This window comes from Lactiplantibacillus plantarum, assembly GCF_014131735.1.
GTDB lineage: Bacteria > Bacillota > Bacilli > Lactobacillales > Lactobacillaceae > Lactiplantibacillus > Lactiplantibacillus plantarum.
In genome coordinates, this window is sequence record NZ_CP039121.1 from 2,166,864 (window position 1) to 2,193,524 (window position 26,661).

At 44.8% G+C, this 26,661-nt stretch carries 27 protein-coding genes; 1 reads left to right on the forward strand and 26 read right to left on the reverse strand.

Annotated features, from left to right (window positions below; translation table 11 throughout):
* Positions 1–82 precede the first annotated feature (82 nt).
* From E5260_RS10150 to E5260_RS10270, 25 genes are all read right to left on the reverse strand, one after another.
* Entirely contained in the window at positions 83–979 is an 897-nt protein-coding gene (locus tag E5260_RS10150; RefSeq protein ID WP_003641460.1) for a helix-turn-helix transcriptional regulator, read from the reverse strand.
* Between the two features lie 449 nt (positions 980–1,428).
* The gene (locus tag E5260_RS10155; protein ID WP_003641459.1) at positions 1,429–2,988 is read right to left on the reverse strand and encodes a glycerophosphodiester phosphodiesterase; all 1,560 of its coding nucleotides are present in this window, start codon (positions 2,986–2,988) and stop codon (positions 1,429–1,431) included.
* Positions 2,989–3,063: 75 nt separating this feature from the next.
* Entirely contained in the window at positions 3,064–4,176 is a 1,113-nt protein-coding gene (locus E5260_RS10160) for a D-alanine--D-alanine ligase family protein (RefSeq protein ID WP_003644652.1), read from the reverse strand.
* 101 nt (positions 4,177–4,277) lie between these two features.
* Positions 4,278–5,306, reverse strand: a complete 1,029-nt coding sequence (locus E5260_RS10165; RefSeq protein WP_003641457.1) for a zinc-binding alcohol dehydrogenase family protein — start codon at positions 5,304–5,306, stop codon at positions 4,278–4,280.
* A gap of 21 nt (positions 5,307–5,327) precedes the next feature.
* Positions 5,328–6,302 carry a DUF2785 domain-containing protein gene (locus E5260_RS10170; protein WP_003641456.1) on the reverse strand — a complete coding sequence of 325 codons (975 nt, stop codon included), beginning with the start codon at positions 6,300–6,302 and terminating at the stop codon, positions 5,328–5,330.
* A 198-nt stretch (positions 6,303–6,500) separates the two neighbouring features.
* Positions 6,501–7,418, reverse strand: a complete 918-nt coding sequence (locus E5260_RS10175) for an L-lactate dehydrogenase (RefSeq protein ID WP_003641455.1) — start codon at positions 7,416–7,418, stop codon at positions 6,501–6,503.
* 242 nt (positions 7,419–7,660) lie between these two features.
* Positions 7,661–8,485 (reverse strand): MetQ/NlpA family ABC transporter substrate-binding protein, encoded by an 825-nt coding sequence (locus E5260_RS10180; RefSeq protein ID WP_003644654.1) that lies wholly within the window; start codon positions 8,483–8,485, stop codon positions 7,661–7,663.
* Positions 8,486–8,510: 25 nt separating this feature from the next.
* Entirely contained in the window at positions 8,511–9,203 is a 693-nt protein-coding gene (locus E5260_RS10185; RefSeq protein ID WP_003641453.1) for a methionine ABC transporter permease, read from the reverse strand.
* Positions 9,196–10,227 carry a methionine ABC transporter ATP-binding protein gene (locus E5260_RS10190; RefSeq protein WP_003641452.1) on the reverse strand — a complete coding sequence of 344 codons (1,032 nt, stop codon included), beginning with the start codon at positions 10,225–10,227 and terminating at the stop codon, positions 9,196–9,198. The genes E5260_RS10185 and E5260_RS10190 overlap by 8 nt, the downstream gene beginning before the upstream one ends.
* A 367-nt stretch (positions 10,228–10,594) precedes the next feature.
* Positions 10,595–10,891 (reverse strand): glycine cleavage system protein H, encoded by a 297-nt coding sequence (locus tag E5260_RS10195; RefSeq protein ID WP_003644655.1) that lies wholly within the window; start codon positions 10,889–10,891, stop codon positions 10,595–10,597.
* 30 nt (positions 10,892–10,921) lie between these two features.
* Complete coding sequence (locus tag E5260_RS10200; protein WP_003644656.1) at positions 10,922–12,127, reverse strand: FtsW/RodA/SpoVE family cell cycle protein; 1,206 nt, start codon at positions 12,125–12,127, stop codon at positions 10,922–10,924.
* A 147-nt stretch (positions 12,128–12,274) separates the two neighbouring features.
* A complete protein-coding gene (locus E5260_RS10205) occupies positions 12,275–12,502 on the reverse strand; it encodes a DUF2969 domain-containing protein (RefSeq protein WP_003641449.1) in 228 nt (75 codons plus the stop codon).
* Entirely contained in the window at positions 12,486–12,758 is a 273-nt protein-coding gene (yidD, locus tag E5260_RS10210; RefSeq protein WP_003644657.1) for a membrane protein insertion efficiency factor YidD, read from the reverse strand. The genes E5260_RS10205 and yidD overlap by 17 nt, the downstream gene beginning before the upstream one ends.
* Positions 12,759–12,764: 6 nt before the next feature.
* Complete coding sequence (mreB, locus tag E5260_RS10215) at positions 12,765–13,766, reverse strand: rod shape-determining protein (RefSeq protein ID WP_003644658.1); 1,002 nt, start codon at positions 13,764–13,766, stop codon at positions 12,765–12,767.
* Between the two features lie 123 nt (positions 13,767–13,889).
* Positions 13,890–14,444 (reverse strand): GNAT family N-acetyltransferase, encoded by a 555-nt coding sequence (locus E5260_RS10220; RefSeq protein ID WP_003641446.1) that lies wholly within the window; start codon positions 14,442–14,444, stop codon positions 13,890–13,892.
* A 107-nt stretch (positions 14,445–14,551) separates the two neighbouring features.
* Positions 14,552–15,868: a UDP-N-acetylglucosamine 1-carboxyvinyltransferase gene (murA, locus tag E5260_RS10225; RefSeq protein ID WP_003644659.1), complete on the reverse strand. Its 1,317-nt coding sequence runs from the start codon at positions 15,866–15,868 to the stop codon at positions 14,552–14,554.
* Positions 15,869–16,841: 973 nt separating this feature from the next.
* Positions 16,842–17,270 carry a F0F1 ATP synthase subunit epsilon gene (locus E5260_RS10230; protein WP_003641444.1) on the reverse strand — a complete coding sequence of 143 codons (429 nt, stop codon included), beginning with the start codon at positions 17,268–17,270 and terminating at the stop codon, positions 16,842–16,844.
* A gap of 11 nt (positions 17,271–17,281) precedes the next feature.
* On the reverse strand, positions 17,282–18,685 hold the full coding sequence (gene atpD / locus E5260_RS10235; RefSeq protein WP_003641443.1) for a F0F1 ATP synthase subunit beta: 1,404 nt from the start codon (positions 18,683–18,685) through the stop codon (positions 17,282–17,284).
* Positions 18,686–18,709: 24 nt separating this feature from the next.
* Positions 18,710–19,654, reverse strand: a complete 945-nt coding sequence (locus E5260_RS10240; protein ID WP_003641442.1) for a F0F1 ATP synthase subunit gamma — start codon at positions 19,652–19,654, stop codon at positions 18,710–18,712.
* Between the two features lie 29 nt (positions 19,655–19,683).
* Entirely contained in the window at positions 19,684–21,204 is a 1,521-nt protein-coding gene (atpA, locus tag E5260_RS10245) for a F0F1 ATP synthase subunit alpha (RefSeq protein WP_003641441.1), read from the reverse strand.
* A gap of 22 nt (positions 21,205–21,226) precedes the next feature.
* Positions 21,227–21,772: an ATP synthase F1 subunit delta gene (gene atpH / locus E5260_RS10250; RefSeq protein WP_003641440.1), complete on the reverse strand. Its 546-nt coding sequence runs from the start codon at positions 21,770–21,772 to the stop codon at positions 21,227–21,229.
* Positions 21,762–22,277, reverse strand: a complete 516-nt coding sequence (gene atpF, locus E5260_RS10255; protein ID WP_003641439.1) for a F0F1 ATP synthase subunit B — start codon at positions 22,275–22,277, stop codon at positions 21,762–21,764. The genes atpH and atpF overlap by 11 nt, the downstream gene beginning before the upstream one ends.
* A gap of 53 nt (positions 22,278–22,330) precedes the next feature.
* On the reverse strand, positions 22,331–22,543 hold the full coding sequence (gene atpE / locus E5260_RS10260) for a F0F1 ATP synthase subunit C (protein WP_003639224.1): 213 nt from the start codon (positions 22,541–22,543) through the stop codon (positions 22,331–22,333).
* Positions 22,544–22,580: 37 nt separating this feature from the next.
* Positions 22,581–23,294, reverse strand: coding sequence for a F0F1 ATP synthase subunit A (gene atpB, locus E5260_RS10265; RefSeq protein WP_003641438.1), 714 nt, complete (start codon positions 23,292–23,294; stop codon positions 22,581–22,583).
* 277 nt (positions 23,295–23,571) lie between these two features.
* On the reverse strand, positions 23,572–24,852 hold the full coding sequence (locus E5260_RS10270; RefSeq protein WP_003641437.1) for a uracil-xanthine permease family protein: 1,281 nt from the start codon (positions 24,850–24,852) through the stop codon (positions 23,572–23,574).
* 661 nt (positions 24,853–25,513) lie between these two features.
* Between E5260_RS10270 and E5260_RS10275 the strand changes: the two genes are divergently transcribed.
* Entirely contained in the window at positions 25,514–25,687 is a 174-nt protein-coding gene (locus tag E5260_RS10275; protein ID WP_003645418.1) for a hypothetical protein, read from the forward strand.
* 317 nt (positions 25,688–26,004) lie between these two features.
* On the opposite strand, the gene upp is transcribed toward E5260_RS10275, so the two are convergent.
* Positions 26,005–26,634 carry a uracil phosphoribosyltransferase gene (upp, locus tag E5260_RS10280; RefSeq protein WP_003639227.1) on the reverse strand — a complete coding sequence of 210 codons (630 nt, stop codon included), beginning with the start codon at positions 26,632–26,634 and terminating at the stop codon, positions 26,005–26,007.
* Positions 26,635–26,661 lie beyond the last annotated feature (27 nt).

The window sequence follows — 26,661 nt, forward strand, 5'->3', positions numbered from 1 at the left end:
CAGCGGTGTGCCGTGCCTAATGGGAACCGCAATATCTCCCATTAAGCGCGGCCGTTCACCGCTAACTGTCCTATCACGTTATCTAAGCGTCGTTAGCCACTTGCAAGGGTGCAATATGGTACTCGGCCATTTCTTTCGTGATTTTTTCGGTCAAACTACTGTTATGTGTCACCAGACTTAACGCATACGCCACGTAATAGTGATCATGCGCTGACTGGACATTATTTAAAACAACTTCATTGGCCGCCTTTTGTGCATACAAACGGTCTAATAAATAAAGTGACTGACTCTCCTGAGCCTTCTTGAGTGCCAAGTCGATCAACTCCAAAGCTTCCTCTGGAAAATTGATCTTAGCATACAATTGTGCGGCTGAGGCGTAAATCAAAATTTCATTTTGTAAGTAATCGTCGTCACCCATCGGCATTGCTTGCGCATCCATTGTGTGTAAGGTAGCAACTGCCTGTTTGACAAAAATTTCAGCCTTGTCATAGGCCTGCTTACGTTCATAAGCTAAGCCGGTTCCAAGTGTGGCCAGGATGGCAAACATATCGTGACTAGACTTGACGAACTGATTAAGCAACATCCCAAAGTTAAAGATGGCTTCGTCAGCATTGTCATTGAGCACTAATTGAAGATAGCCCTCATAGTAATAATACTGTTTCTTATCCGTATTACTACGTAACTGCTTCGGACGGATATGCTGGAACACATCCTGAGCCTCTTCCAGTTGTGTATGTCGAATCAAAGTATCAATTTTTTTGAAGGTCCGATATAACTGGTCGTCATTTTCAATAATGACTTCCGATAAACGAATTCCTAATCGATTACAAATTTTCATCATAATCTTCATACTTGGAATTTTACTTTTTTTCTCGATTAGACTAATCGTTGCCTGAGTACAAATCCCATCAGCCAGTTCCTTCTGCGACATGCCCTTCCGCTTTCTGAACTGCCGCACTTTTTCTCCTAATATTCTCATGCTTAACCCCTCTTCATTGATTGCCTTAAACCAAACTCATTTTGTAACTCCCCTTGCTGCCCCCACTAAATGAACAAGGGTATCGTGACACCTAATCAATCCTCGTTAATCCGTTCGAATAATTGAGCACTAACCAATTGGACAATACCAATTACGCATATAATTATATTCACATAACGGAATTTTAGCAAGAAATACGCGTAATTCTTATTTAATATTAAGTTTATACCATGATATCGGCCGAAGGTCATTTATTAATTATCCAGGCTTACAGTTCGTTAACCACCCTAATCAAGGACTTGTTCATTAAAAGTGAGAACTACTGAAAGCGATTTAAAGGGGAGCAAATTAACCTTATTAACAGCAAACATCAATTGTCATGACACCCTCAATTAATCGGTTGACGTGGCTTAATAATTAAGATTAGTTCTCATACTTCTTTCAGTAGTTTATAACCAACTAACTAACCAATTTATCAATTGATAAAAATAATAATGCTTAGATTGACCCTGTAATCTTCGTAGTTGGCCCGGTCGATTTGTGATCAGCCCGTCAGCCCCCATGGCCGTCAGTCGCTGCATTGCAAGCGGCCGATCAACAGTCCAGAAGTAGACGATCCGATGTTGGCGGTGGGCCGCACTGATCTGCTCACGGGTCGCGGTCAGTGCTTGTAAAGAATAAAATCCCGCGACGGAATTAGAAAAATCCGTCAGATAAAACGGCGTTATGAAGCCAACCGGTAGTTGCGCCGCCCGTTGATGTAATCGTTCAATCACACGATAGTCCAAAGAGTGTACCGCCCCTTTTTGTTGTATCAGTCGTTGTGCATAGTTGTCGGCAAAAATCCCCATTAGTTGATCAGCCGTCCCAACTGACTTGATTTCGACTAATAAAGGTTGCTGTAATTTGTGTGCCACCGCAAAGTACTGCTTAAACGTACTCAAGTAGCCTTTTTGACCATGCTCCCGTAGTGGTAATCCACTCAACTTATCAACGGGGTACTCATGAACGGGACCGGGTTGACCCGCTAAAGCTTTCAGCGTTGGATCATGCATGACGACCCAGTGGCGATCCGCTGTCGGCTGGATATCCATTTCGACCATATCAGGCTGAACTTGCTTTACAGTCCTTTTAAGCGCCGCTGTGGTATTTTGGACACCGTCACGACCATTAACACCCCGATGTGCAATAATTGCTAGCGGCGCCGTTGGTGGCGTTCCTAGCCACCAGCCTGCGTAACCACCCAAGACTAGCAAACCGGTCAACGTAAGTAGCCCAGTTTGCCAGTTAGAGTGACCGGCGATTGCTGTTTCTGGCCAAAGGCACGACCACCATCCCATAAACATTAACCAAGCCAGCAGTTGCAACCCAGTCATCATGAAAACTGCAATAAATTGACTGACCAGCTGGCTAACAGCGCCACTAGCCCACACTATGCCACCACTAATGATTGCCATAACGAGCCAGCTAATCAGGAACAGCCACACATTTCGACTTTTTTTAAAGACTGTCCACCAGGAAATCCGCCAACCCGTTCGCCAATAATTACGCCAGCTGGTCGGAGCGGTCAATTGGCGTTGGAGTGCTGGTAACCACTTCCAGCTAATCAGCCAGCCCAACAGCCAAAGTGGTCCCGCCACAGGAAGCCAGTCATAACGCGTATTAAAGATTATATTTTGAACAGTCGCTGGCAATTGTATGCTCGCTTGTAAAGTTGCTAAATAGCCTAACCAACCGAGTGGTAACCACCACACCGCCGTAAACATTAACAGCACCCAGCGATACAAAAATTGACCGGCCTGCCACGACTCATGATTACTACGAGCGACCATGGCTGGTAACCAGGCACTCAAAAGCAACAAGCCTAGCAAGCTGACTACCCCACCGACCAGAATCCCGAGCACCTTAGCGAGTACCGCCAGCAATATGCCGGCCAACCACCAGCAGGCTAGCGGTCCAGCCAGTTGGCGCGCTCCCTGCATCACTAAGTGCCATCCGCGACTTAACAACCTGACCCCTCCTCACAAAAAAAGGCGGCCGTGATGAATCGCTTCATCCCAACCACCACAAAACTCATTACTATCTTATTCCGCGTCTAACGCAACGAAATCATAGTGAATATCAGATTGACGTTTGAATTCATCAAAACCAAGTTGGATCAATTGATCGATCAACGCCGTATAACTAATGCCCGAAACTTCCCATAGCTTTGGATATAAACTAATGTTAGTAAAACCAGGTAACGTATTGATTTCACCCAAGTATGGTTCACCATCTTCAGACACTAAGAAATCGACGCGTGCCATTCCTTTTAGACCAAGCGCTTTAAACGCGTCTAGCGACATCTGTTGAATCCGTTTCGTCAAATCAGCTGGTAATTCGACTGGTAATTCGAACGTCACACCACTTGCATCCACGAACTTATTATTATAGTCGTAGAACGTGTCCGTCTTCGGCACATCAATGGCACCAAGCTTAGATGCCTTAGGATTTTCATTGCCTAAGATCGAGCATTCCACTTCACGCGGATTGTCAATCGATTCTTCAACTAAAATCTTGTAGTCATATTTGAACGCATCGGCCAAACCATCCAAGTATTCTTGTTCATTCTCAGCTTTATGAATCCCAATCGACGATCCTTGATTGGCTGGCTTAATGAATAAATGATCACCCACGTGGGCTTGTAAATAAGCGTACGTCATTTGGTCCCGGTTTTCCGGTGTAACCACCACGTACTTGGTGTTTTGAATATGATGATGCGTTAAAATCTGCTTCGTAATATCCTTATCAAAACTAGCTGCCGACGCTAAGACACCACTACCAACATACGGCTTTTTCAATAACTTGAACAGCCCTTGTAAAGTACCATCTTCCCCTAAGTTACCATGAACCACTGGATAGAAGATATCAATATCTTTGGCCAGTGTCAGGTTCTTGATGGGAGCTAATGGATCACTCATGTCCAACTTTGGCATTTCTTCGGCGACGACTTGATCTTCTGGTTCACCATCAAATACGCGCCGAGTTGCAGCATCACTCAAGACAATCCCGTTCTTCGTGATTAAAAACAAGTCAATCTCGTACTTATTCTTGTCCATGGCATCATAAATGTTGTGCGCTGAACGCTTCGAAACATCATGTTCTGAAGAGTTACCACCAAACAACATACCAACATGGATCTTTTTTTGTGTCTCCATAATTTTGTTCATCCTATCAAGGTTTATTTCATACTACGGCTTAGTTAATTCTACAATATCTGAGCACAATTGAAAACATTTTTACAATAAAACGTTGTTTTTTACGCGTCAAATGGCGCAGTCAAGACAATCTTACCCAACATTTGCCCCGTCTCTACGATTGTGTGCGCAGTTCGCAAATTTGCTGCATTAATTCCAGCTAAAGTCCGCTTGGTCGTCGGTACAATCACCCCGGCATCGGCCAGTTGCGCTACCTGTGCCAGAATACTCCCCTGCGTCGCCATCGATGGCAACTGATAGTTAGCCTTCGTAAACATAAACTCCCAAGCAAAATTCAAACTTTTCGGCTTTAGTAACGCCATTGGCAAGGGGTGCTGATTTGTCACTACGGCGACGATTGTGCCAAGTGGCCGGACTAGCGGTGTCACTAATGGCAAGTATTGATCCGTAGAGTGTAATAGTATCGCATGATCGACAGCCTGCAAACCGGCCGCAGCTAATTGCGATCCCAGATCCTGATGGTAATCTAAGACGATATCAGCACCTAACCGCTTAACCCATTCAGTGGTTTCTGGCTTACCAGTCGTCGTAATAACTTGAAGACCCGCCCACTTTGCCAACTGGATGGCCATCGAGCCAACCCCACCAGCACCATTGATGATAAGGACGCTCTGACCAAGATTCGCGTCAGCCGCTGCAGTGAATGGTAATTTTTCAAACAATGCTTCCCAAGCTGTCAGTGTCGTTAGCGGCAGACCAGCTGACTGCGCCGGCGACCACGTTTTCGGGGCACACGCAACTAACCGTTCATCAACCAATTGATACTGAGCATCACTCCCCGGCCGATCGACGGCGCCAGCATAATAAACGACATCATCTGTCATAATCGTTGTCACTGCTTCACCGACCGCCAACACTTTAGCAACGGCATCAAAACCTAGTATTCGCGGCGTTGTCACTGGCGATTGACCTTGCCGCTGCTTCGTATCGATTGGATTGACTGCGGTTGCTAAGACGGCTACTAAGATATCACGGCCACGAGGTTGATTTACATTAATGGTGACATCTTGTAAACTATTCGGATCGCTCACTGGCAACCCTTGCGTTAATCCAACTGCTTTTGCCTGCATTCAAAAGACTTCCTTCCAAAACTAACCTAAAAATTCTAATTCATCATCCAAATAATCTACGACGGCCGTTGGCAGATCATCGTGTAATGCAAGTGCTTCCAATAATCGATTACGATTGAAAATCTGCGTCCATTCAGCTTCACTAGCCGGACGAGTATGCATCATCAACTGCTGATGCCAGTCCTTCATCGCAGTTAACAAATAATCACAATAAAGCTCATGTTTGTTTGTAATCAAGGTCAAATAAGTCGATAGTCGTTCTGGCTCGCCAAAAATCAACGGCGTTGTTAACTTTTGATAACGAGCAATCAATGCGGCCAACAGTAATAATTTATCCGCACGTGCGAGTTGAGACTCATCTGCCAGTTCATCTAAGATATTGCCAATATGCGTGTACGCATGCGCCCAACCGGTGGTGCCCACAAACCCCCGAGTATCCTTTTCGAGTAAAATGTAGACTGTCATTTGCTCAACAACTAGATCCAGCCGCGCGGGTGTCATAAACTTGAGACCCGCATGGTCCGCATACAAGAGCACTGACAGTAATAGTATCGCAAATGACCGCTGATAAATGGCATCATTTTGCGGCTCATCGATGTGTGCAAATAACATCTGATCTTGAATCAACTGATCAAAAATATCGCCCAACTGTTCCGGTGTGAGTACCTGCTGCTGTAATGCCTCGTTTAACAAATAGTAGACGCCTTGATCACGAACCAGCGGATTCAGCGAACCAACGTGTGCCATCAATAATTTGATTTGATCGTCGCTCATCGCGGTCAACGTGCCTTTCTTCAACTGCTCATGAAGTGTTGCAATCAGTGGAAGCACCTCTTCGTCGCTCGGAATCGTTACCGTGGTCGTCACGGTACTCGGTAACTGCTTAATCAGCGTTGCCATTCGACTGGGCAGTGACTGATAGATTTGTCCCGATCGAAGTTGTTGTCTTAACTTTAACACTGCATCCTTAACCTGCATCAATTTCTCTGCTTGCATAATGACCTCGTAATCTCGAATTTACCTTCTATTTTAGCATGTCAGCGCCTGTCTGCCCAAAAGAACCATTCAATCATAAAACGTGACCTAATTATAGACGTCACGAAGCCAACCTGAGCCAATACCCAAGTCCACACCGCACACCCTGATTAGGCCACGTTTAATGACAAGATGTTTCAATCCATGCTTAGAAAAAGCTTATGCTTGCGGTAAAACGTCCACTTGCGACTTGATAAACTTCGCTGACGCTGCTAACGACGCTCGTTCATCAGTGGTCAGATCTAGTTGAATTAATGATTCAATCCCGTTTTTACCAATCACAGCAGGCATGCCAACGTATGTCCCATATTGCGGATCAAAAGCTGAAACTGGGCAAGCCAGTTGTGCATCCGCGCTGACAGCTTCTGCCAATCGGACACCACAAGTAGCAATCGCAAAGTTTGTATAATGCTTACCCGCCATGACTGCAAATGCCCCTTGCCTTGCATCTTCTTCAAGTTGATCAAGGTTCAGACCTGGGAAATTTTTGATAGGCTGCCCATTGACGCTAACCGTTGACCAAGCTACAAATTGTGAGTTGCCGTGTTCGCCATATACGTACCCCGCAACATTTTTACCATTCGTACCAGCTGCTTGTCCGACATACTTTTGCATCCGCGCCGTATCTAAGAAGGTCCCCGTACCAAAAACCCGTTGCCGTGGAAAACCTGTCATTCGTTGTAAATAATCCGTCATGACGTCACACGGATTCATAATATCGATCAAAATACCCTTGAAGCCAGATGCCACAATCTTGGGCGCAATCTCCCGTACAATCGCTTGGTTTAAATCATACTCACCAAAGCGACCCTTGGAACTATTCATATCAATGGCACCAATATTGCCAGAAGCCACGATCAACACTTCGGCATCGGCCAAAGCTGAATAATCGTTTAAAATAATCTTAGTGGTTGAGCTTAGACGAGGTGACGCGTCGTCTAAATCGAGTTTTTGCGCCTTGGCCAAGGCCTCATTCTTATCGATTAAAACTAATTCATCAACGGTTCCTTGTTGAACCAACGTATAAGCCACTGTCGCACCGACTTGGCCTAACCCGATCACACCATATTTACGCATGCTGCAAACCCCAATCTGTAGTTTATTTAACTTGGTTAGCGTACCTTGCAACCGCTATAAAGTCAAGCAGGACGCTGTCTCATAAGAATTTAATCAATAGTACTACTTAGATAATATCAAACGTGCATTTTCATTAACCCGCTTCGGAAAGTTACCGTAGTCAAACTCCGTGAAAAAAGCTAGCCTCAGGGAATCCCTGAAGCTAGCTCAATCAATCAATATTCTGATTTAAGATGGTCCGTTTAGTCGGCCGAAACTGGCAGGATGGCACCCTTGTACTTCTTTTCAATCCATTTCTGGGTGCTCTTAGAACGTAAAACTTTCATTAGTTTCTTAATAGCTGGCTTGTTCTTATCACCCTTACGAACAGCCACAATGTTGGCATATGGTGAATCTGATTTTTCAAGTGCAATCGCATCCTTCTTAGGATTCAACCCAGCTTGAACCGCGTAGTTCGCGTTAATAACGACCGCGTCACCCTCGTTATTTTTGTAGAATGTTGGCATTAACTTAGCTTCGTATGAATGTTTAAACTTCAAATGACGTTTGTTGGTCTTAATGTCATTAAAAGTTGCTGAAGTTAAATCTGTCCCTTTTTTCAAAGTAATTAAACCCGCATCCTTAAATAACGTCAGGACCCGACCATAGTCAGCCACGTTGCTGCTGACCAGAACGGTTGCGCCGTCTTTCAAGTCTTTTAGACTCTTAACTTTCTTGGAATAAACACCGATTGGTTCCAAGTGAACCTTCCCCGCTGATACGAGGCTCCCATTATTTTCCTTATTCCAGTTATCCAAGAATGGGATGTGTTGGAAGTAGTTGGCATCTAATTCTTTCGAAGCCAATGCCTTATTAGGTAAGACGTAATCTTGAAAGACTTTGATCTTCAAGTTAACGCCTTCCTTTTTCAATTCTGGCTGCACGTGCTTCAAGATTTGTGCGTGTGGCACTGAAGAAGCCCCTACAGTAATGGTTGTTGTCTTTGTTGACGATGACTTCCCACAACCGACTAACAAAATTGCCGTTGCCGCAACTGCTAATAATCCTAGAATTCCCTTTTTTTTCATAATTCCGTTTCCTCCTATACGAACTTTAATTAACCCGTTTATCAATATGCCGAACTGCAATATCCCCGATAAATTGGAAGATAAACACGATAATCACAATGATTACCGTCGCCACTAATGTGATGGCGTTGTTATTGGACTGAAACCCGTCTTGGTAGGCCAAATTACCCAGACCACCAGCACCAATGGCTCCTGCCATCGCGGTGTAGCCAATTAATGAAATCGTCGTGACCGTGATTCCAGAAACTAATGCCGGCATGCTTTCTGGCAATAGGACTTTTCGAATAATCTGCCACCGGGTCGCCCCCATTGATTCAGCGGCCTCAATCACTCCATGATCCAATTCATGGAAGGCCAATTCAACCATCCGCGCATAGAATGGCGCAGCAGAAATAATCAGTGATGGTAAGGCCGCGCGCGGTCCGATAATCGTTCCAACTAACTTAGACGTTACCGGCAATAATAGCACGATCAAAATAATGAAAGGAATCGACCGGAAAACGTTGACGAACAGCGCAACAATCCAATTCAAGGCCTTAGCCAGCGGATTCTGACTCCCCGCCGTCTCATAAAGTAACAGACCTAAGGCGATTCCGAGAATGGCAACTACGACCATCGACACAATCGTCAACCAAATTGTTTCCCACGTGGCCGACATCATGCTACCCCAATCGACATTTGCAAATTTAAAATATGAATCTAATCCTTGATCATTCACGGTTCAAGACCTCCGTTTCCACCCGCATCGTTTGTAGGTACGCTAGAGCGCCCTTAATCTGTTCCTGATCACCCGTTAGTTGTAAGTACAGCGAACCAATCGCCCCTTCTTGGGTTTGGTGAATCCCACCCTCAATAATATTTAAATCTAACGGATACTTCTTCAACATCTCTGAAACAATCGGTAGCTGGGCTTGATCGCCATGGAACGTCAGTTGTACGATGGTTCCCTTTGGATATTTCGCCAGCAGCTGGTCCACGACCACCGTTGTGTCATTCAGCGACGGCGTGACCTCTTCATTAACAAACCGCTTAGTCACAGCCTGCTGTGGTCGCTTGAAGACTTCAAGTACTGGTCCTTGTTCGACGATTTTACCAGCTTCCATCACCGCGACATGATCAGCAATCTTGCGAATCACGTGCATCTCATGCGTAATCAATACGATCGTCAAATGGAGCTTCTGGTTGATCGATAACAACAGATCCAACACTTCATCAGTTGTCTGCGGGTCTAGGGCACTAGTGGCTTCATCAGAAAGTAAAATCTGAGGATCATTCGCAAGTGCCCGGGCAATCCCGACCCGTTGCTTCTGACCACCTGATAATTCTGACGGATAAGCCGTTTCCCGACCGGCCAACCCAACCAAGTCTGCCAAGTGTTCGGCTTTCTTACGGGCATCCACCTTGGACAGACCAGCAATTTCAAGTGGAAACATAATGTTCTCCAAAACGGTCCGCGACCATAATAGATTAAAATGTTGAAAAATCATGCCGATCTTTTGACGTTGGGCGCGTAACTTGGCCCCGCTCAACGTTGTAATATTGACATCATCAATCACAACTGACCCACTAGTGGGTGTCTCTAAGCCATTCAGCATCCGTACCAGAGTACTTTTACCAGCACCCGAATAGCCAACAATGCCATAAATGTGACCATCTTCGATTTTTAAATTAACATCTTGAACGGCGTGAACCGCCCCTTGCTTAGCATCAAAGGTTTTCGTCACATCTTTAAATTCAATCAAGTCAATTCCTCCTTACGCATCAAAAAAAGCTCCTCATCCCAGACAATTATGACAATAATCATCAATAGGACGAGAAGCTTAGCCTCGTGGTACCACCCATCTTCACAACTAGCTCACGCCAGTTGTCTCAAGAGTTACTTTGAACTCCGCATGATAATGGGTGCGACCCAAGCTTAGCTTGCGACTGCTCACTAAACTTCATTACTTCAAGACCATCTTCAGCTTCACGATTAATCCCCTTTCACCAATCAGGGACTCTCTAAGTAATCATAACCGCGTACTCATCTTTTCAAAATGATAACTTTTTTAATCAATTGTTAATGTAACGAGTATACCGAGCCTGTTTCTAATTGTCAAGGCCTGGCAATTAGTCCACGTCGATTAACCAAGCAACGCCGTCTTCAACGCTATTTAACGCATCGAAGTTCTCACTCAACGCCGGGTTGACCGCAACCACGGTCCCATTGATTGGACAGTTGAATTCAGAAACGGCTTTGGTCGCTTCAACGCTCAGAAAAGCGCTGTTCTGACTGACCTTGTCACCGATAGCTGGTAACTCAGCATATTTCACTTCACCAAGAGCCTCATGGGCGGCCTTAGTTAAACCTAACCGCGTATGTCCATCAACGTCTTTTGTCCAAAAATAAGCTGCATCTTCACTCATACTAAACACCATACCTTTACAATAATTTTACTATTCAAACCGGTCGTTACGACTGAACATGTAGGACTTGTAATGATATCGCATCGACATCATTAAACCTATCCCAGCCATATTGGCAATCAACGCCGAACCCCCTTGACTAATAAACGGCAAGGGAATCCCAGTCATTGGTAACAGTCCGATACTCATCCCAATATTTTCGAACACGTGGAAGAGAATCATCATAATGACCCCGGTTGAAATGTAAGCGTAGAATTCGTTCTTCGTATCAAACGTCACTCGGATCATCTGGTAAATCAATAAGAAATACAATAAAATGACCACGGCACAACCGATAAAGCCAAAGTTTTCACCAATTACCGAGAAAATCATATCAGATTCACGCACAGGAACAGTCACGTGGGAAACGTTAAATCCCCGCCCAGTAATCTGACCTGAACCAATCGCTTTCATACTCTGCCAAACTTGATAAGCATTGTTAGACGTGTCCGTCGACGGATTCAACCACGTATCGATCCGCGCAAATTGGTATTGCTTAAAACCGATAGCTTCCAAAATATGGCGACCACTCTGCGAGATCACGAGATATAACGCAGTCCCCGCAATCGCCGCCACAATGGCAAACGTCGGTGCCAATAATCGCCACGAAATCCCAGAAACTAAGATAACGCCCCCAAGAATCGCGAAGAACACCAGCATCGTCCCAAAGTCATTCTGTAACTTCAAAAGGATAGCAACTGGCACCATGTACGCAATTAACTTCCCAATGAGTTGCCAATCGCTCGCCATCGTATGTGTTGGGTGCTCCGTGTTATGCATTGTCACGACTCGTCCAAGCATCAAGATGAAGGCGGGCTTCATGACTTCAGACGGTTGCAACGTCAAGGAACCAACTGCGAACCAACTTTTAGCCCCAGTGCTCGCAAACAGTGATCTACTGTACAAGACCAAAACGGCCGCAAGCAGGAAGATCCCAAACCAATAGGCAATCGGTGCCACTCGCCATAACTGTTCCGAATCAAATTGCATCACAATTACGGCAATCGCGGTCCCAATCACGAACCACATGACTTGAGAAATCACCTGCTTCGTGACGTTTACTGAACTAGAGTCGTGCACTGCGGCGACATAAATCGACGCCAGCCCGATCAATCCTAGCATCATCACTGAAAATATGATACCCCAGTCAATTCTTGAATCCTCGTCTTGACTGCGGAGTCTAGATTCTTCTGCCACAAATAACGCTCCTAACCTGTTGGGATTAGCCCACCGCACGCGTCAGACTAACCCTATTCACAATATCATTTTGTACTTTAAGATAGTTTTTATTATACAACAACCTGGTGCCGAATTCTCGGAACCAGGTTGAAGGTTTACTAAAAATTAGCCTTTGTGTAGATGGTAAGCCGACAAGATCTCTTGCAGACTCTCATCAAAAGATTTGGTATGCGCAAATGGTTGGTTGTCACTAACCATTTCAGCTTCAAATCGTTCACCGACTTGAGTCACTTGTCCAATCACTTGTTTACCGATCAAAACTTCGGTAACTGGTTGACCGTTGACCTTAGTTTCGTTTAAAGTGACCGAAATCGCCTTATCTTTTCTTGCCACGGTGGTCTTCCTCCTTGTATTGCGGATTACGACGCAATGAAAAATGGGCTGGTACCGGATCAAAGCCGCCCTTAACTAAGGGCTGACAACGTAAGATACGTGCAACTCCCATTAGAACGCCTTTAACTGCGCCAAACCGATCGATCGCTTCTAACGTGTAATTAGAACAGGTTGGATAATAGCGACAATGAGCCGGACTAAACGCAGAAAAGGCCCGCTGATAAAAGCGGATGCCTTTCATTAATAACCGTCGCATCGTAATTTATTTCTTGTTCTTAGCAGTTTTCTGCATATGTTCAAGTAAAATCCCAGCCCCCTGAGCAACGTTGTTCAATGGGTGTTCGGCAACCATTACGGGCACCTTTAAGTTTTCACTGATCAATTGATCGAGGCCACTCAACAGTGCGCCACCACCAGTCAACGTAATTCCACGGTCAATAATATCGGCCGCAATTTCTGGTGGTAAAGTTTCCATCACGTGATGGGCCGTGCTAACGATCTGCATCAGCGTTTCGTGAATAGCTTCTTCAACTTGATTGGAGTCAATGTCAATTGAGCGCGGCATCCCCGTCACAGTATCTCGACCACGAACTTGGGTGACCTTATCATCATCGCCGTCCTGCTTGAAAACTTGTGCGATTTGAATCTTAACTTGTTCTGCACTGCGTTCACCGATCAACAAGTGATGTTGATCTTTGACGTAGTTCACGATGTCCTGATTCATCCGGTCGCCGGCCATTCGTAACGAACTACTTGCCACAATGTCACCTAATGATAGGACAGCGATATCACTAGTCCCACCACCAATATCAATGACCATGTTCCCACGTGGTTGGAAAATATCCATCCCTGCGCCAATAGCCGCCACTTTTGGTTCAACTTCCAAGTAAACCTTGTTACCGCCAGATTTTTCAGCAGCTTGCAAGATTGCCTTGCGTTCAATTTCAGTAGTGTTCGTTGGGGTACAGATCATGATACTTGGCCGCGACATAATGCCACGGACATTTAATTTTTTAATAAAATAGGACAGCATTTCTTCGGTGACATCAAAATCCGAAATTACTCCGTCTTTTAATGGTCGAATTGCCCGAATGTTACTAGGCGTCTTTCCAACCATTTGGTAGGCTTCGGACCCGACTGCCAACACTTGATTCGTGTTCGTATCGATAGCGACCACGGATGGTTCGTTAAGGACGATGCCCTTACCCGATACGTAAATTAAAACATTGGCAGTACCTAAGTCAATACCAATATCTAAAGCCATGTTTTTGCTCCTCTCAAACATACAATTATACGACTAATCATTATACCATACTCTACAGTTGATGAGAACTGACGGCTGTCCTAGCCACTCGTTCATTTGTCACTACCAATCAATTGGCTGTGCCTAATCATCCTGTCGTTTCGACCACTCATCGACCGTCAGCGAATAAATTGCTTCATCACGATATTGACCATTTAACAAGATATTTTCTGGCAGGGTCGCATCCAAATGATATTGGCGTCGCTCAGCAACAGCCCGACTTGCCTGGTTGGCAACGTCTGCACCTAAGATGACCTTGTGCAGATCAAGCTCCGTAAAAGCAATTTCTTCTAATCGTTCGAGCGCTTTAGTCATGACGCCACGACCAGTATATTTCTGGCCCAGCCAGTAGCCAATCTCACCGTTGTGATTAATGGCACTAATATTATGCAAGTCTAGCATCCCAGCGACTTCGCCATCCACAATGATGGTGGTGATAAACACCTGTCCATGAGCCTGCTTGGTCAACATTGATTCGATAAAATGACGCTCGTCTTGCACGGTCGCCGTCGCATCAACCCACGGCATCCATAACTTCAAATGGTCGCGATTATGATCAACTAAGTCGAAAAGCGGCTCCGCGTCAGCCACTTCAGTTGGTTTCAATGAAATGTGTTTGTCGATAATATTAATAAACATAAGTTGTCCTCCTGAATGTTGGCGCCGGGTTACCCCGCTTCGCCACAAAAAAGCCTTCAAAAACGAGTTTATCGCACTTTGAAGGTTTTGTAAGCATTTATTTCGATTTATTCCGCAGCTTCGTTCGCAAAATCAGGATTCAACGCATAAACGGTGCCATCGGGAACATCAACTCGTTTAATCTCAGCACCTAATTTAGCCAGCTTACCATGGAAGTTAAAGTAGCCCCGATCAAGATACTTCAAATTAGTCACTTCAGTGTAACCCCGACTGACCAGTCCAGCGATTACTAACGCTGCAGCTGCCCGAAGATCCGTCGCAGTGACCTGGGCCCCGTTAAAGTCAGTGGGACCATACATAATGACGGAGCGCCCTTCAACTTTGAAGTCGGCGTTCATTCGCCGTAACTCATCAAGATGCATGAAGCGATTCTCAAAAACCGTTTCAGTTAATAAACTAGTGCCCTGCGCACACAACTGCAAAATTGTCATTTGTGGTTGCATATCCGTTGGGAAACCCGGATGGGGCATCGTCTTAACGGAGGTTGGCTTCAAGATTTCTGGACCAATGACCCGAATACCAGCCGGTTCTTCCGTTACTGTGACGCCCATCTCACGCATCTTCGAGATCAATGGCTTATTATGTTCGGCAATAGCATCCTCAACCAAGACGTTTCCCTGAGTCACCGCAGCAGCGACCATGAATGTCCCAGCTTCAATCCGATCCTGAACGATACTATGGTCACAGCCATGCATCGCTTTAACCCCTTCAATGCGGATCGTTTCAGTACCGGCCCCGGTAACCTTAGCGCCCATCTGATTCAAATAGTTCGCTAGGTCCACAATTTCAGGTTCACGAGCGACGTTTTCCATCGTCGTGATGCCATCTGCAAGTGTTGCCGCCATCATTATGTTCTGCGTTGCCCCAACACTTGGAAAATCTAAGTAAATGGCCGCTCCGTGTAACTGGTTCGCGGTTGCTTCAACATAGCCATCGTGGCGTTCGATTTCAGCACCAAGCGCGTTCAGTCCCTTTAAGTGTAAATCGATTGGTCGTGAACCAATCGCACAGCCACCTGGCATCGCGACTTTCGCATGGCCTAATCGTGCTAATAGTGGTCCCATGACCACGATTGAAGCACGCATTTTGGATACGTATTGAAATGGTGCTTCGGATGATAATTGACGACTAGCGTCAATATCAATTGTTTTATTAATTTCATCAAAATCAATTTTAGTATTCAAAAATTTCAAGACGTTGTTCATTGTAAAAACGTCTGATAACACTGGTACATTTGATAAATGTGTCTGACCAGAACTAGCCAACAAGCTTGCGGCTAAGATTGGTAACACGGCATTTTTAGCGCCCTCAATATGGACATTTCCTGTCAAACGTTGACCGCCATGAACTACAATTTCCTCCATGGATAAACCCTCCATCACTAAACGATAATCAACAAACAAGTTACGTGAGATTTCGGATTGCGTAAAAAGCACACTTACTAAAAGAACCCGATTGGATCAGATGCCTCGCACCTGCCCAAATTCCACTGTTCACCGCTGTACTAAGCAAATCGGCAACGCGCGGTGTGCAATCCAAACACCAGCTCAACCATCAAAACAACCTGGACACACCATGGCAACTTGCCAATAGCAGCATGCAGGTTCAAATCGGTTCCTAATCATCATACCATAGAACACTAGTGGATAAATATTACATTTTACATTTTCGTTACAATTTCAACACAAATATTAAATACTTATGATTAGTTAACTAATTAGAAGTCCGTCGTGCAATTATTTGACAAGCCATACCCATATTGATTAGCAGTATCGTTCGTTTGTAATCGTTTTCTTTATTGTAATCTCACTATAAGTTGCATTCTACCATTCAACTTATCGCAATGCCCCTAATACGCTCAATCGATTAGTAAAATCTAGTTCACGAACATCCGCGCCGACTGGACAAAACATTTCAACGTCGCGATAAAATTGGCCACTGAAACGTTTAAGTTCGATGTAAACTTAGTTGTTCATGTTCCCTATGCCGACCTTTGGAAATTGCTGCCAATTGTCGGAATGTGATGATCACCCATTTAAGTCGCGATCCACGTCTTAATTACTGCTCTGCCAGATACTGATGCAATGTTGGCGAAAAATATTCGAATCAGACCGATTCTTCTAGTTAACAACGCGATATCGCCATTAGTAAGCCAGTGCTTGGCCCTTGATCAACCCACGGTTCCAATCTGCTTTGAACCGTGCAAGCTTAAAACTGGACAGTAACGAGTACGACTCACCGCGGTAAGTTTGACTAACTTGTGCATCGCGGCTTAACTGAACCGCACAAAAAAAGCACCCGCAAATAATTGCAGATGCTTTTCAGAATTTTAAGTTGTTAATGCCGAGCAACATTCAAACGGTTCATGGCACGCCGCAAAGCGACTTGGGCCCGCGCCAACTCAGCATCATCGTGCTTTTGTTGGGCATTTTGAATCCGTGTTTCAGCGCGTTTCCGTGCATTTTCAGCTCGAGCAACGTCAATGTCATTCTGACGTTCAGCACTATCGGCAACAATCGTTGCCGTATTATTACTGAACTCAACAAAACCACCATTAACGGCAATTTCGTCATCTTCCTGATCACTTTCAAGTTGCTTGATCCGAACCTCATCGATTGCAAGCGATGCAATCACAGGAATATGGTTCGGCAAAATTCCGAGTTCGCCGTCAATCGTTCGCACGATCAACATTGGCGTCTTATTCTCATAGACCTGACCGTCTGGAGTTACGATGCTAACGGTTAATGATTTTGCATTGTCAGCCATGTAAACCCCTCCTAATCAGTTACCATCGATTTCGCTTTTTCGACCACGTCGTCGATCTTACCAACTTGACGGAATGCGTCTTCTGGTAGGTCATCATATTTACCTTCAAGAATTTCTTTGAAGCCCTTGATGGTATCGTTGATTGGCACATACGAACCAGGTTGGCCCGTAAAGTTTTCGGCAACGAAGAAGTTTTGTGACAAGAAGAATTGAATCCGCCGTGCACGCGCAACAGTTGTCTTTTCTTCGTCAGATAATTCATCCATCCCTAAAATCGAGATAATATCTTGCAATTCACGATAACGTTGCAAGACCCGTTGAACTTCCGTTGCAACTTGATAATGTTCTTCGCCCACGATTGATGGGTCCAGAGCGATTGAAGAAGAAGCTAATGGGTCAACGGCTGGGTAGATCCCTTGTTCCGTCAAAGAACGTTCCAAGTTGGTCGTCGCATCCAAATGGGCGAAAGTCGTTGCAGGTGCCGGGTCGGTATAATCATCGGCAGGTACATAAACGGCTTGAATCGAAGTAACTGACCCCTTCTTGGTAGAAGTGATCCGTTCTTGTAATTGACCCATTTCAGTGGCTAAGGTTGGTTGGTAACCAACGGCTGAAGGAATCCGACCAAGTAAGGCGGAAACTTCAGAACCAGCTTGCGTGAACCGGAAGATATTGTCGATGAATAACAACACGTCTTGACCTTGAACATCACGGAAGTATTCCGCAATCGTCAAACCGGTCAAGGCCACCCGCATCCGGGCACCAGGTGGTTCGTTCATTTGACCATAAACCATGGCGGTATTCTTCAAAACGCCGGAAGCCTTCATTTCGAAGTAAAGGTCATTCCCTTCACGCGTCCGTTCACCAACACCGGTAAACACGGAAATCCCGTTATGTTCTTGGGCAATGTTATGAATTAATTCCTGGATTAAAACAGTTTTACCAACACCGGCACCACCGAACAACCCAATCTTACCACCACGAACATAAGGTGCTAAGAGGTCAATAACTTTAATTCCAGTTTCCAATACTTCAGTACTGGTCGTTAATTCATCATATTTAGGCGCATCCCGATGAATCGGGTTACGTTCTGCGTCTGGACCGAATTCTGGACCACCATCAATGGTTTCCCCTAAAACGTTGAAGACCCGGCCTAACGTCTCTTTACCAACGGGAACAGTAATTGAAGAACCAGTGTCTTCAACTGTCATTCCCCGGCGCAAGCCATCCGTACCATCCATCGCGACGGTCCGAACAACCCCATCACCTAATTCCAACGATACTTCCACCGTTAAAGTGTCATCGTTGTCCTTCTGAATGATCAAGGCGTTATTAATATCGGGTAACTTATCGTTTAGAGAGAATTCAACGTCAACAACGGGTCCAATAACTTGTACAACTTTACCTGTACTCATTAGTCGTTAATTCCTCCCACTTCGTTATTCTTGCGCAACCAAACCACCAGTGATTTCAGTGATTTCAGTGGTAATAGCAGCTTGACGCGCACGGTTATATTTCAGATTTAATTTATCGATTAAATCGCCAGCGTTATCTGATGCAGCCTTCATCGCGGTTGACGACGAAGCATGTTCAGCAGTCTTGGCATCCAAGATTGCACCATAAACCAAGCTTTCAGCATATTGTGGCAACACGGCCGACAAAATGGCTTCTTCTGACGGTTCCATTTCATACTCGGGACCGACATCTACCCGGCTATCCTTGGCTTTACGATTATCTGACTCACTTTGTTCAAAGGTCTCTTCGGAGATCGGTAACATCTTAACGGCCCGAAAACCAGAAGAGAGCCGATTAATAAAGTGGTTGTAGAAGACGTAAAGTTCATCAAAGACTTCGTTGTGGTACATTGATGTGACTGTCTTAACGATTTCACGAACCTCTTTAAAAGTTGGGACATCAGAGACGCCGCGGTACTCATAAGCCACGTTTAACCCGTTCTTTTTATAGAAATCCGCACCAGTGCCACCAACCGCCAAAACGACTGCGTTATCGGCATCAACCTTGTGCGTCCGCATGAAATCGTTAGTCTGTTTCAACACGTTACTGTTGTAACTACCAACGAGGCCACGGTCCGAAGTGATCACCAATAAACCAGTCTTTTTAACGGGGCGTTGCGCGAGCAATTCACTAACTGAAATCGTATTCGAATTACTGTTAGCAACACCGGCACTTGCTGACATCAGATGAGCTTTGGCAAGATGTGAAACGATGCTTTCAACTTTAGAAGCGTACACCTGATACGTGCTGGTATGCTTTTGAATCTGGTTCAATTTTGAAGTTGAGACCATTTGCATTGCCGACGTAATTTGATGAGTCTTCTTTGTTGAGTCAATTCGGCGCTTGACATCCATTAATGATTCTGCCATGCACTACTCACCATCCTTTTCAGCCATAACTACTTCGCAGCGGCAGCGGTTGGCTGGAATTGTTCTGCAAACGCATCTAAGGCCCCATTCATCTTATCAGCTTCTGGTAACTTCTTGGTTGCCAAAATCGTATCAAAGAGGTCCTGATGACTAGCATGAATAAATTCAAACAATTCACTTTGGTAACGGGCAATATCATCAACTGCCACTTTATCCAAATAACCGTTGGTCAAAGCATATAAAATCATTACTTGTTCTTCGACCTTCAATGGTGAATGAACAGGTTGTTTTAAGACTTCAACGATCCGTTGCCCACGATTTAATTTCGCTTGGGTTGCAGCATCCAAGTCAGAACCGAATTGTGAGAAGGATTCCAATTCACGATAAGAAGCCAAGTCAAGACGCAAGGTCCCGGCAACGGACTTCATCGCTTTAATTTGCGCATCCCCACCAACCCGGGAAACAGAGGCCCCGGCATCAATCGCTGGCCGCACACCTGAATAGAATGAATCACTATCCAAGAAGATTTGCCCATCGGTGATTGAAATAACGTTAGTTGGAATATAAGCCGAAATATCCCCAGCTTGCGTTTCGATAATTGGTAAGGCCGTCATTGAACCGCCACCCAATTCATCGCTCAACTTGGCAGCCCGTTCGAGTAACCGTGAGTGCAAGTAGAAGACATCCCCAGGATAAGCTTCACGACCTGGAGGACGACGGAGGATCAAGGAAAGTTCACGGTAAGCCGTTGCTTGCTTTGAAAGGTCATCATAGACGATCAAAACGTGCTTGCCGTTCATCATAAATTCTTCACCCATCGCTGCCCCAGCATAAGGAGCTAAGTACAGTAATGGCGCTGGTTCAGCAGGTCCGGCAGTTACAACTATTGTGTAGTCCATCGCACCTAACTTCTTCAACGTTTCAACTTGGGCCCGTACAGTTGAGTCCTTTTGACCGATTGCAACGTAGACACAAATCATGTCTTGGTCCTTTTGGTTCAAAATGGCATCAATGGCAACGGACGTCTTCCCAGTCTTACGGTCACCGATAATCAATTCACGTTGGCCCCGACCAATTGGAACTAAGGCATCAATGGCCTTGATCCCAGTTTGAAGTGGTTCGCTAACTGATTGCCGTTGCATAATACCAGGAGCTTTATGTTCGATTGGCCGCGTATTCGTGGTCTTAATCTCACCTAAACCGTCAACTGGTTGACCTAATGGGTTAACGACCCGGCCAATCATGGCGTCACCGACTGGAACTTCCATGATGCGGCCAGTCCGCTTAACAGTATCGCCTTCACGAATACCATCAAAATCCCCTAAAACAACGATACCAACATCGTTGCTTTCGAGGTTTTGTACCATCCCGTAAACTCCGTTACTGAATTCGAGTAATTCACCTTGTAAGGCGTTGTCGAGTCCGTGAGCACGGGCGATCCCATCACCAACGTAGGTGACAGTACCGGTTTCAGCAACTGAGAGCTCAGTTTGATAACTTTCTAATTGTTGTTTGATTAGAGCACTGATTTCTTCAGATTTAATGCTCATAAAAGTTTCACCTCTTCGTAAACTAATTGTTGATGAGTGCTCGTCTTAAATTCGTTAGTTGTAACGCAACGCTACCATCAAACGTTTGATTATTTGACTTCACAATTACACCGCCAATGATTGCTTCATCGACTTTACGTGACAAAACAACCTGATTGGCACCAACGCGTTTGGCGAATGCCTTTGCGATTGCATCAGCTTGCTCATCTGACAACTTGACCGCAGACGTTACTTCGGCATGCACTATTTTGCGACTCTCATCGAAACGTGCTTCAAACGCGTCAACAATGCCAACTAAGTTCGACATGCGGCCGTAATCATACAACATTTGAATAAAGTTTTTAATGTATTCTGAAGCGTGGTCAGTCAAAGTTGACAACGTTGTCTGTTTTTGATCAACCGGAAGCAATGATCCTGAGAGGACCTCTGCCAATTGCGGGTTGTCGACAAAGACTTGCCGTAATTGCTTTAACTCGGCCAGGAATGCTTCGGTCTGATCTTTTTCAACTGCAAGTTCAAAGAGTGCCTTTGAATAACGACTTGCAATTGTAAGATTATCAAGACTCATGCTTTCCCAACCCTTCAATATACGAATTAATTAATGCCTGTTGGCCTTCCGGATCCAATTGCTTCTTAATAATCTTCGTAGCAATCGCAACCGAAATGTCAGCGACGTCTGATTGGACGTTCTTCAAGGCATCTTGACGCTCCTGTTCAATATCCTTACGCGCATTTTGTTTATACTGCGTTGCTTCGTTTTGCGCATCGGCAACGATACTTGACCGTTGCTTTTCGCCACTCTTTTTCGCGTCAGCGACAATTTCACTCGCTTCAGCGCGAGAGTGTGATAGCGCATCACGCCGTTGATCAGCTAAGTCACTCGCTTCTTGCCGAGACTTTTGTGCTGAATCAATGTCGTTCGCAATCTTGTCAGCTCGATCAGCCATCATTTTTGTGATGGGCTTCCAAGCAACAACAGAGATCAATGCCATCAAAACAATAAAGCTAATCCCGATAAACAACATATCACCAAGGTAGAGACCGGATGCACCGATAATTAAATGCGAGAGCATCTAATGACACCTCCTTCTTTCATTTTCATTAAAATGAACTCGTTGACCAATGATTACTTGTTCATAACCATCAAAGCAACAACGAAGGAAATGATAGGCATTGATTCGATCAACCCAACACCGATGAACATGTTAGTCCGTAATTGACCAGATAATTCTGGTTGACGGGCCATCCCTTCAAGCATCTTAGAAATAACCAAACCGTTACCAATACCAGCACCTAAAGCGGCACCAAACATAGCAATACCTGCAGCAATTGCTCCCATAATCTGTGTATCCTCCTTAAAATTAAAAAACTAGAAATTATTCCTCGTCGTTAACCTTCTGAGAAATATAAACTGAAGTCAAGGTTACGAACACGAACGCTTGAATGCTCCCGATAAACACTGAGAAACCTTGCCATAAGAGTTCAATTGGAAATGAGTAAACATAGCTCAACCAACCGTTGCTCTTTGCCAAATCAGCAACCTTCGTTAGTAACATTTCACCAGCAAAGATGTTCCCGAACAGCCGAAGACCTAAAGTTAGGAAATCGGTAAATTGTTCAAAGACGTTAATAACCGAGAAAACAGCAAAAGGTTGTGTGTATTCTTTCAAATAACCACCCATACCTTTCTTACGAACACCCGCAGCATGTGCAAGTGCAACGGTCATAAACGATAACGTCAAAGTCACAATCGGATCGGCGGTTGGACTCTTCAGATACGTATACTGCCCGACCTGAACGTGAATGAACAATCCAAGTTGGTTAGCGATGAAGATAAAGAGAAACAATGTAAATGCGTACAAACCGAAGTTAGACGCTTCGTTACCCTTGATCGACCCTTTGACAATGCCATTCGTGAACTCGATGAGCCACTCCAGCACATTTTGTCCACCCTTGGGCTTCATTGTTAAATGTCGCGAAAGTAAAAAAACAAACAAGAAAACAATCAGACAAGTCACAATTACTGAGATGTCATTCGCGATATTAAACGTCAGTCCAAGGAATTTGACTGTAGGAACTGGATCACCCACTGAATATCACCTCTTTCCTTTAATTTCGGTGCTACGATAACCTTAACCTTTGAGCTAGTCAACGTCAATTTTATCGTAACCTGAAATGGTAGATTAGAGACACCCCTAATCAAAATACAAAGGTAATAATACCACCACCGTCGAAAAAATTCAAAATAATTTCAACATTTCGTCAATCAATAAAAATCCAACAATATCAAGCTTTCATTAAGCTTTCAAATCGTTGGATTTTCATTATTTTGACTTTATTTTCATTCTTGGCACGCGCAATGACGGCCTACTTCTCATTTACCGCCGTCTTTGGCAGCACCAAGTTCATCACAATTCCGAGCACCGTTGCAACTGCTAGACCACTGAACTGAAAGCTTCCCAGTTGTAAATAGGCATTGCCAATTCCAATGACCAAAATCGCTGATGCAATCATTAAATTTCGCTTCTGATTAAAATCAACTTTATTATCAATCAGAATTCGCATCCCACTTGAAGCAATTACCCCAAACAGTAGAAAGCTGACCCCACCGATGACGGGTGATGGAATACTCTCGATCAACGCGGATAACTTACCCACAAAACTAAAGACGATGGCAAAAAAGGCGGCCCCACCGAGCACATAAATACTGTGGACCCGCGTAATTGCCAGCACCCCAATATTTTCACCATAGGAGGTCACGGGTGGTCCACCGACAAAGCCGGCGATAATCGAGGCTGTCCCGTCACCAGCCAATGTATGGTTCAAGCCAGGATCCTTGAAGAAATTCCGCTTAGTCAACTTATTGAGTACCATAATATGGCCCATATGTTCTGACATCGTCACAAAGGCGATTGGTGCCATACTCAGAATCGCGCCCCAATAAATGCCAGGATGATAACTAATAAAAGGCAATTGAAAGGCGGGCATCGCAAACCACTGCGCTTTTTCCACACCAGAAAAGTCAACGATTCCAACTAACACGGCAATGATATACCCACAGACGATTCCCAACAATATCGGTACTAAACTCATAAATCCACGCAAGTACATGTTAAAAATGACGGTCAGTAACATCGTCGCCATCGCGACGCCGAAATATTTAATATCATAACTACTCCCGTTCATCGTTGCGTCCTTAGCTGCCGTCCCTGCGAGTGACAACCCAATTACCATCACAATCGGCCCCACGACGATCGGGGGAAGCGCCTTATCGATCCAGTCAGAACCGATTAAAGTAACTAATAAACTAACTAGCAGGTACACACAGCCCACCGCGACAGTCCCCTGAGCGATGGCCGGATATCCTGCGGTCTTCATCAGAGACTGCATCACAACGATAAATGAAAAGCTCGAGCCCATATACGCCGGAATCTTTCCGCGCGTGATGAGGATATACATTAGCGTCCCAACACCAGAGCTAAACAGCGCAATACCTGGATTTAATCCCACCAGGATTGGCACCAATACCGTGGAACCAAACATCGAGAACAGATGTTGCACCGACAAGCCTAACCAACTACCTAATTTTGGTCGGTCATGAATATCTAACACGACTTCATCATTATGAAACGCCGCTTTCTTTGTCATAACGCACCCCTTTTTATGAATGATTGCAAAAGAAAAGACAGCCCACCACTCAAAGCGGCTAGGCTGTCCGAAATTACGCACAGCTTCCTTGAAAGCGCACGTCCGTTCATCCTTTTCAGCCTCTCTGAGCTAATTTAAAGGAACTGTTTAATTGCAATTAGTCTACTCGTCTCCGAAATAATTGTCAACTCAATGTTTGAACCGAACCAGTAACAGCCCCTAAAAACGATATTAGTTCAAAACATCATAATATTTGTGACAACATTCCTGAAATAATGTGACTTTCTCACCCAACGTTACCGAATATTCGACCAATACAGCGTAATCGCCATCTAAAACACCCTAATTATCCAGTGTCCCCCAACAGTTAATGTCAATAACTACCTATAATATACGCATTGTACAAATTATTATTTGGCATTAACGGTGATTAAAACGTGCTAATTAGATTGTTGTGCGTCAGCCGGTGTGGGTCCTATTCCGACCTCCGGGGCTGGGTGACAATTGCTGGAACGCAGCCGACATCGATTTGAGCTAACGCATAACCCGCGTCATCTCAAATACGAGTCTTATTCTAAGCCGGAAGCAGACCACTTCCAGCTAAGAATAATTTGGCTACTGAGCATTGTCACCCAGCCCCTCCGGTCGGTAAGCCGCTCAAATGGCTGATGAACGGCCACTTAACTTGGTACAATTTGTCGCTGACTATTTTGACACTGGAACTTTAAACAAAGCGTTAGGTGCATTAGCACTTTGTCAAGAGATTAAATTTTACTACACCAATTCAGGATTAGTGAGCTATCTCAATATCATTTTCAGTCTGCCGGTTGATTGACAAAATTACTGGTTGTAAAAAGCAACGACAAATTCATCAAAAGTTAGGTACATCTTCGTCAGCCATTCGAACACTGTCACGACTGGAAGTCGGCTTAGGACGAACCAGCAAAGCATGTTTACGCCCACTTACACCCGTTTCCAGTGGTCCATAGCTGGCTGCTTTTAATCTTAGAAATTAGCACGTTTTAGTCACGATTCATGACTAATGAACTCACAGAATGCGGATGATTATAGCTAAAGTTGTTAATAATTTTGGAAAACAAAAAGGTAGCCCCCCAGACATTGCCTGGCGGTGCTACCTTTTGTCAATGCAACTTACTTCGTACCAAATAACCGGTCGCCCGCATCGCCCAAACCAGGAACGATGTAGCCATCTTCATTTAAATGGTCATCAAGTGCTGCCGTGTAAACGTCGATGTCTGGATGTGCGTCCCGAAGTGCCTTAACACCCTCAGGCGCCGCAACTAAACACATAAACTTAATATTACTTGCGCCGCGCTTTTTCAACATATCCATCGCCATGATGGCTGAACCACCAGTGGCTAACATTGGATCAACGACAAATAATTGCCGTTGTGAAATATCACTTGGTAATTTAACGAAATATTCGACCGGCTTCAAGGTCTTTTCATCCCGATACATCCCAACGTGCCCAACTTTAGCTGCCGGAATCATGTTTAAGAAACCGTCAACCATCCCTAAGCCAGCCCGTAAGATTGGTACAATGGCGACTTTCTTACCTGCCAACGTTTTTTGCGTTGACTTGGCAATCGGTGTTTCAATCTCAATGTCCTTCAACGGCATATCGCGTGATACTTCGTACGCCATCAACGTTGAAATTTCGTTAACCATTTCCCGGAAGACCTTAGTACCACAGTTCTTTTCCCGAATGATCGTCAATTTATGTTGAATGAGCGGATGATCCAAAACCTCAAACTTACCCATGTTGCTACGCACACTCCTTAGTGATTT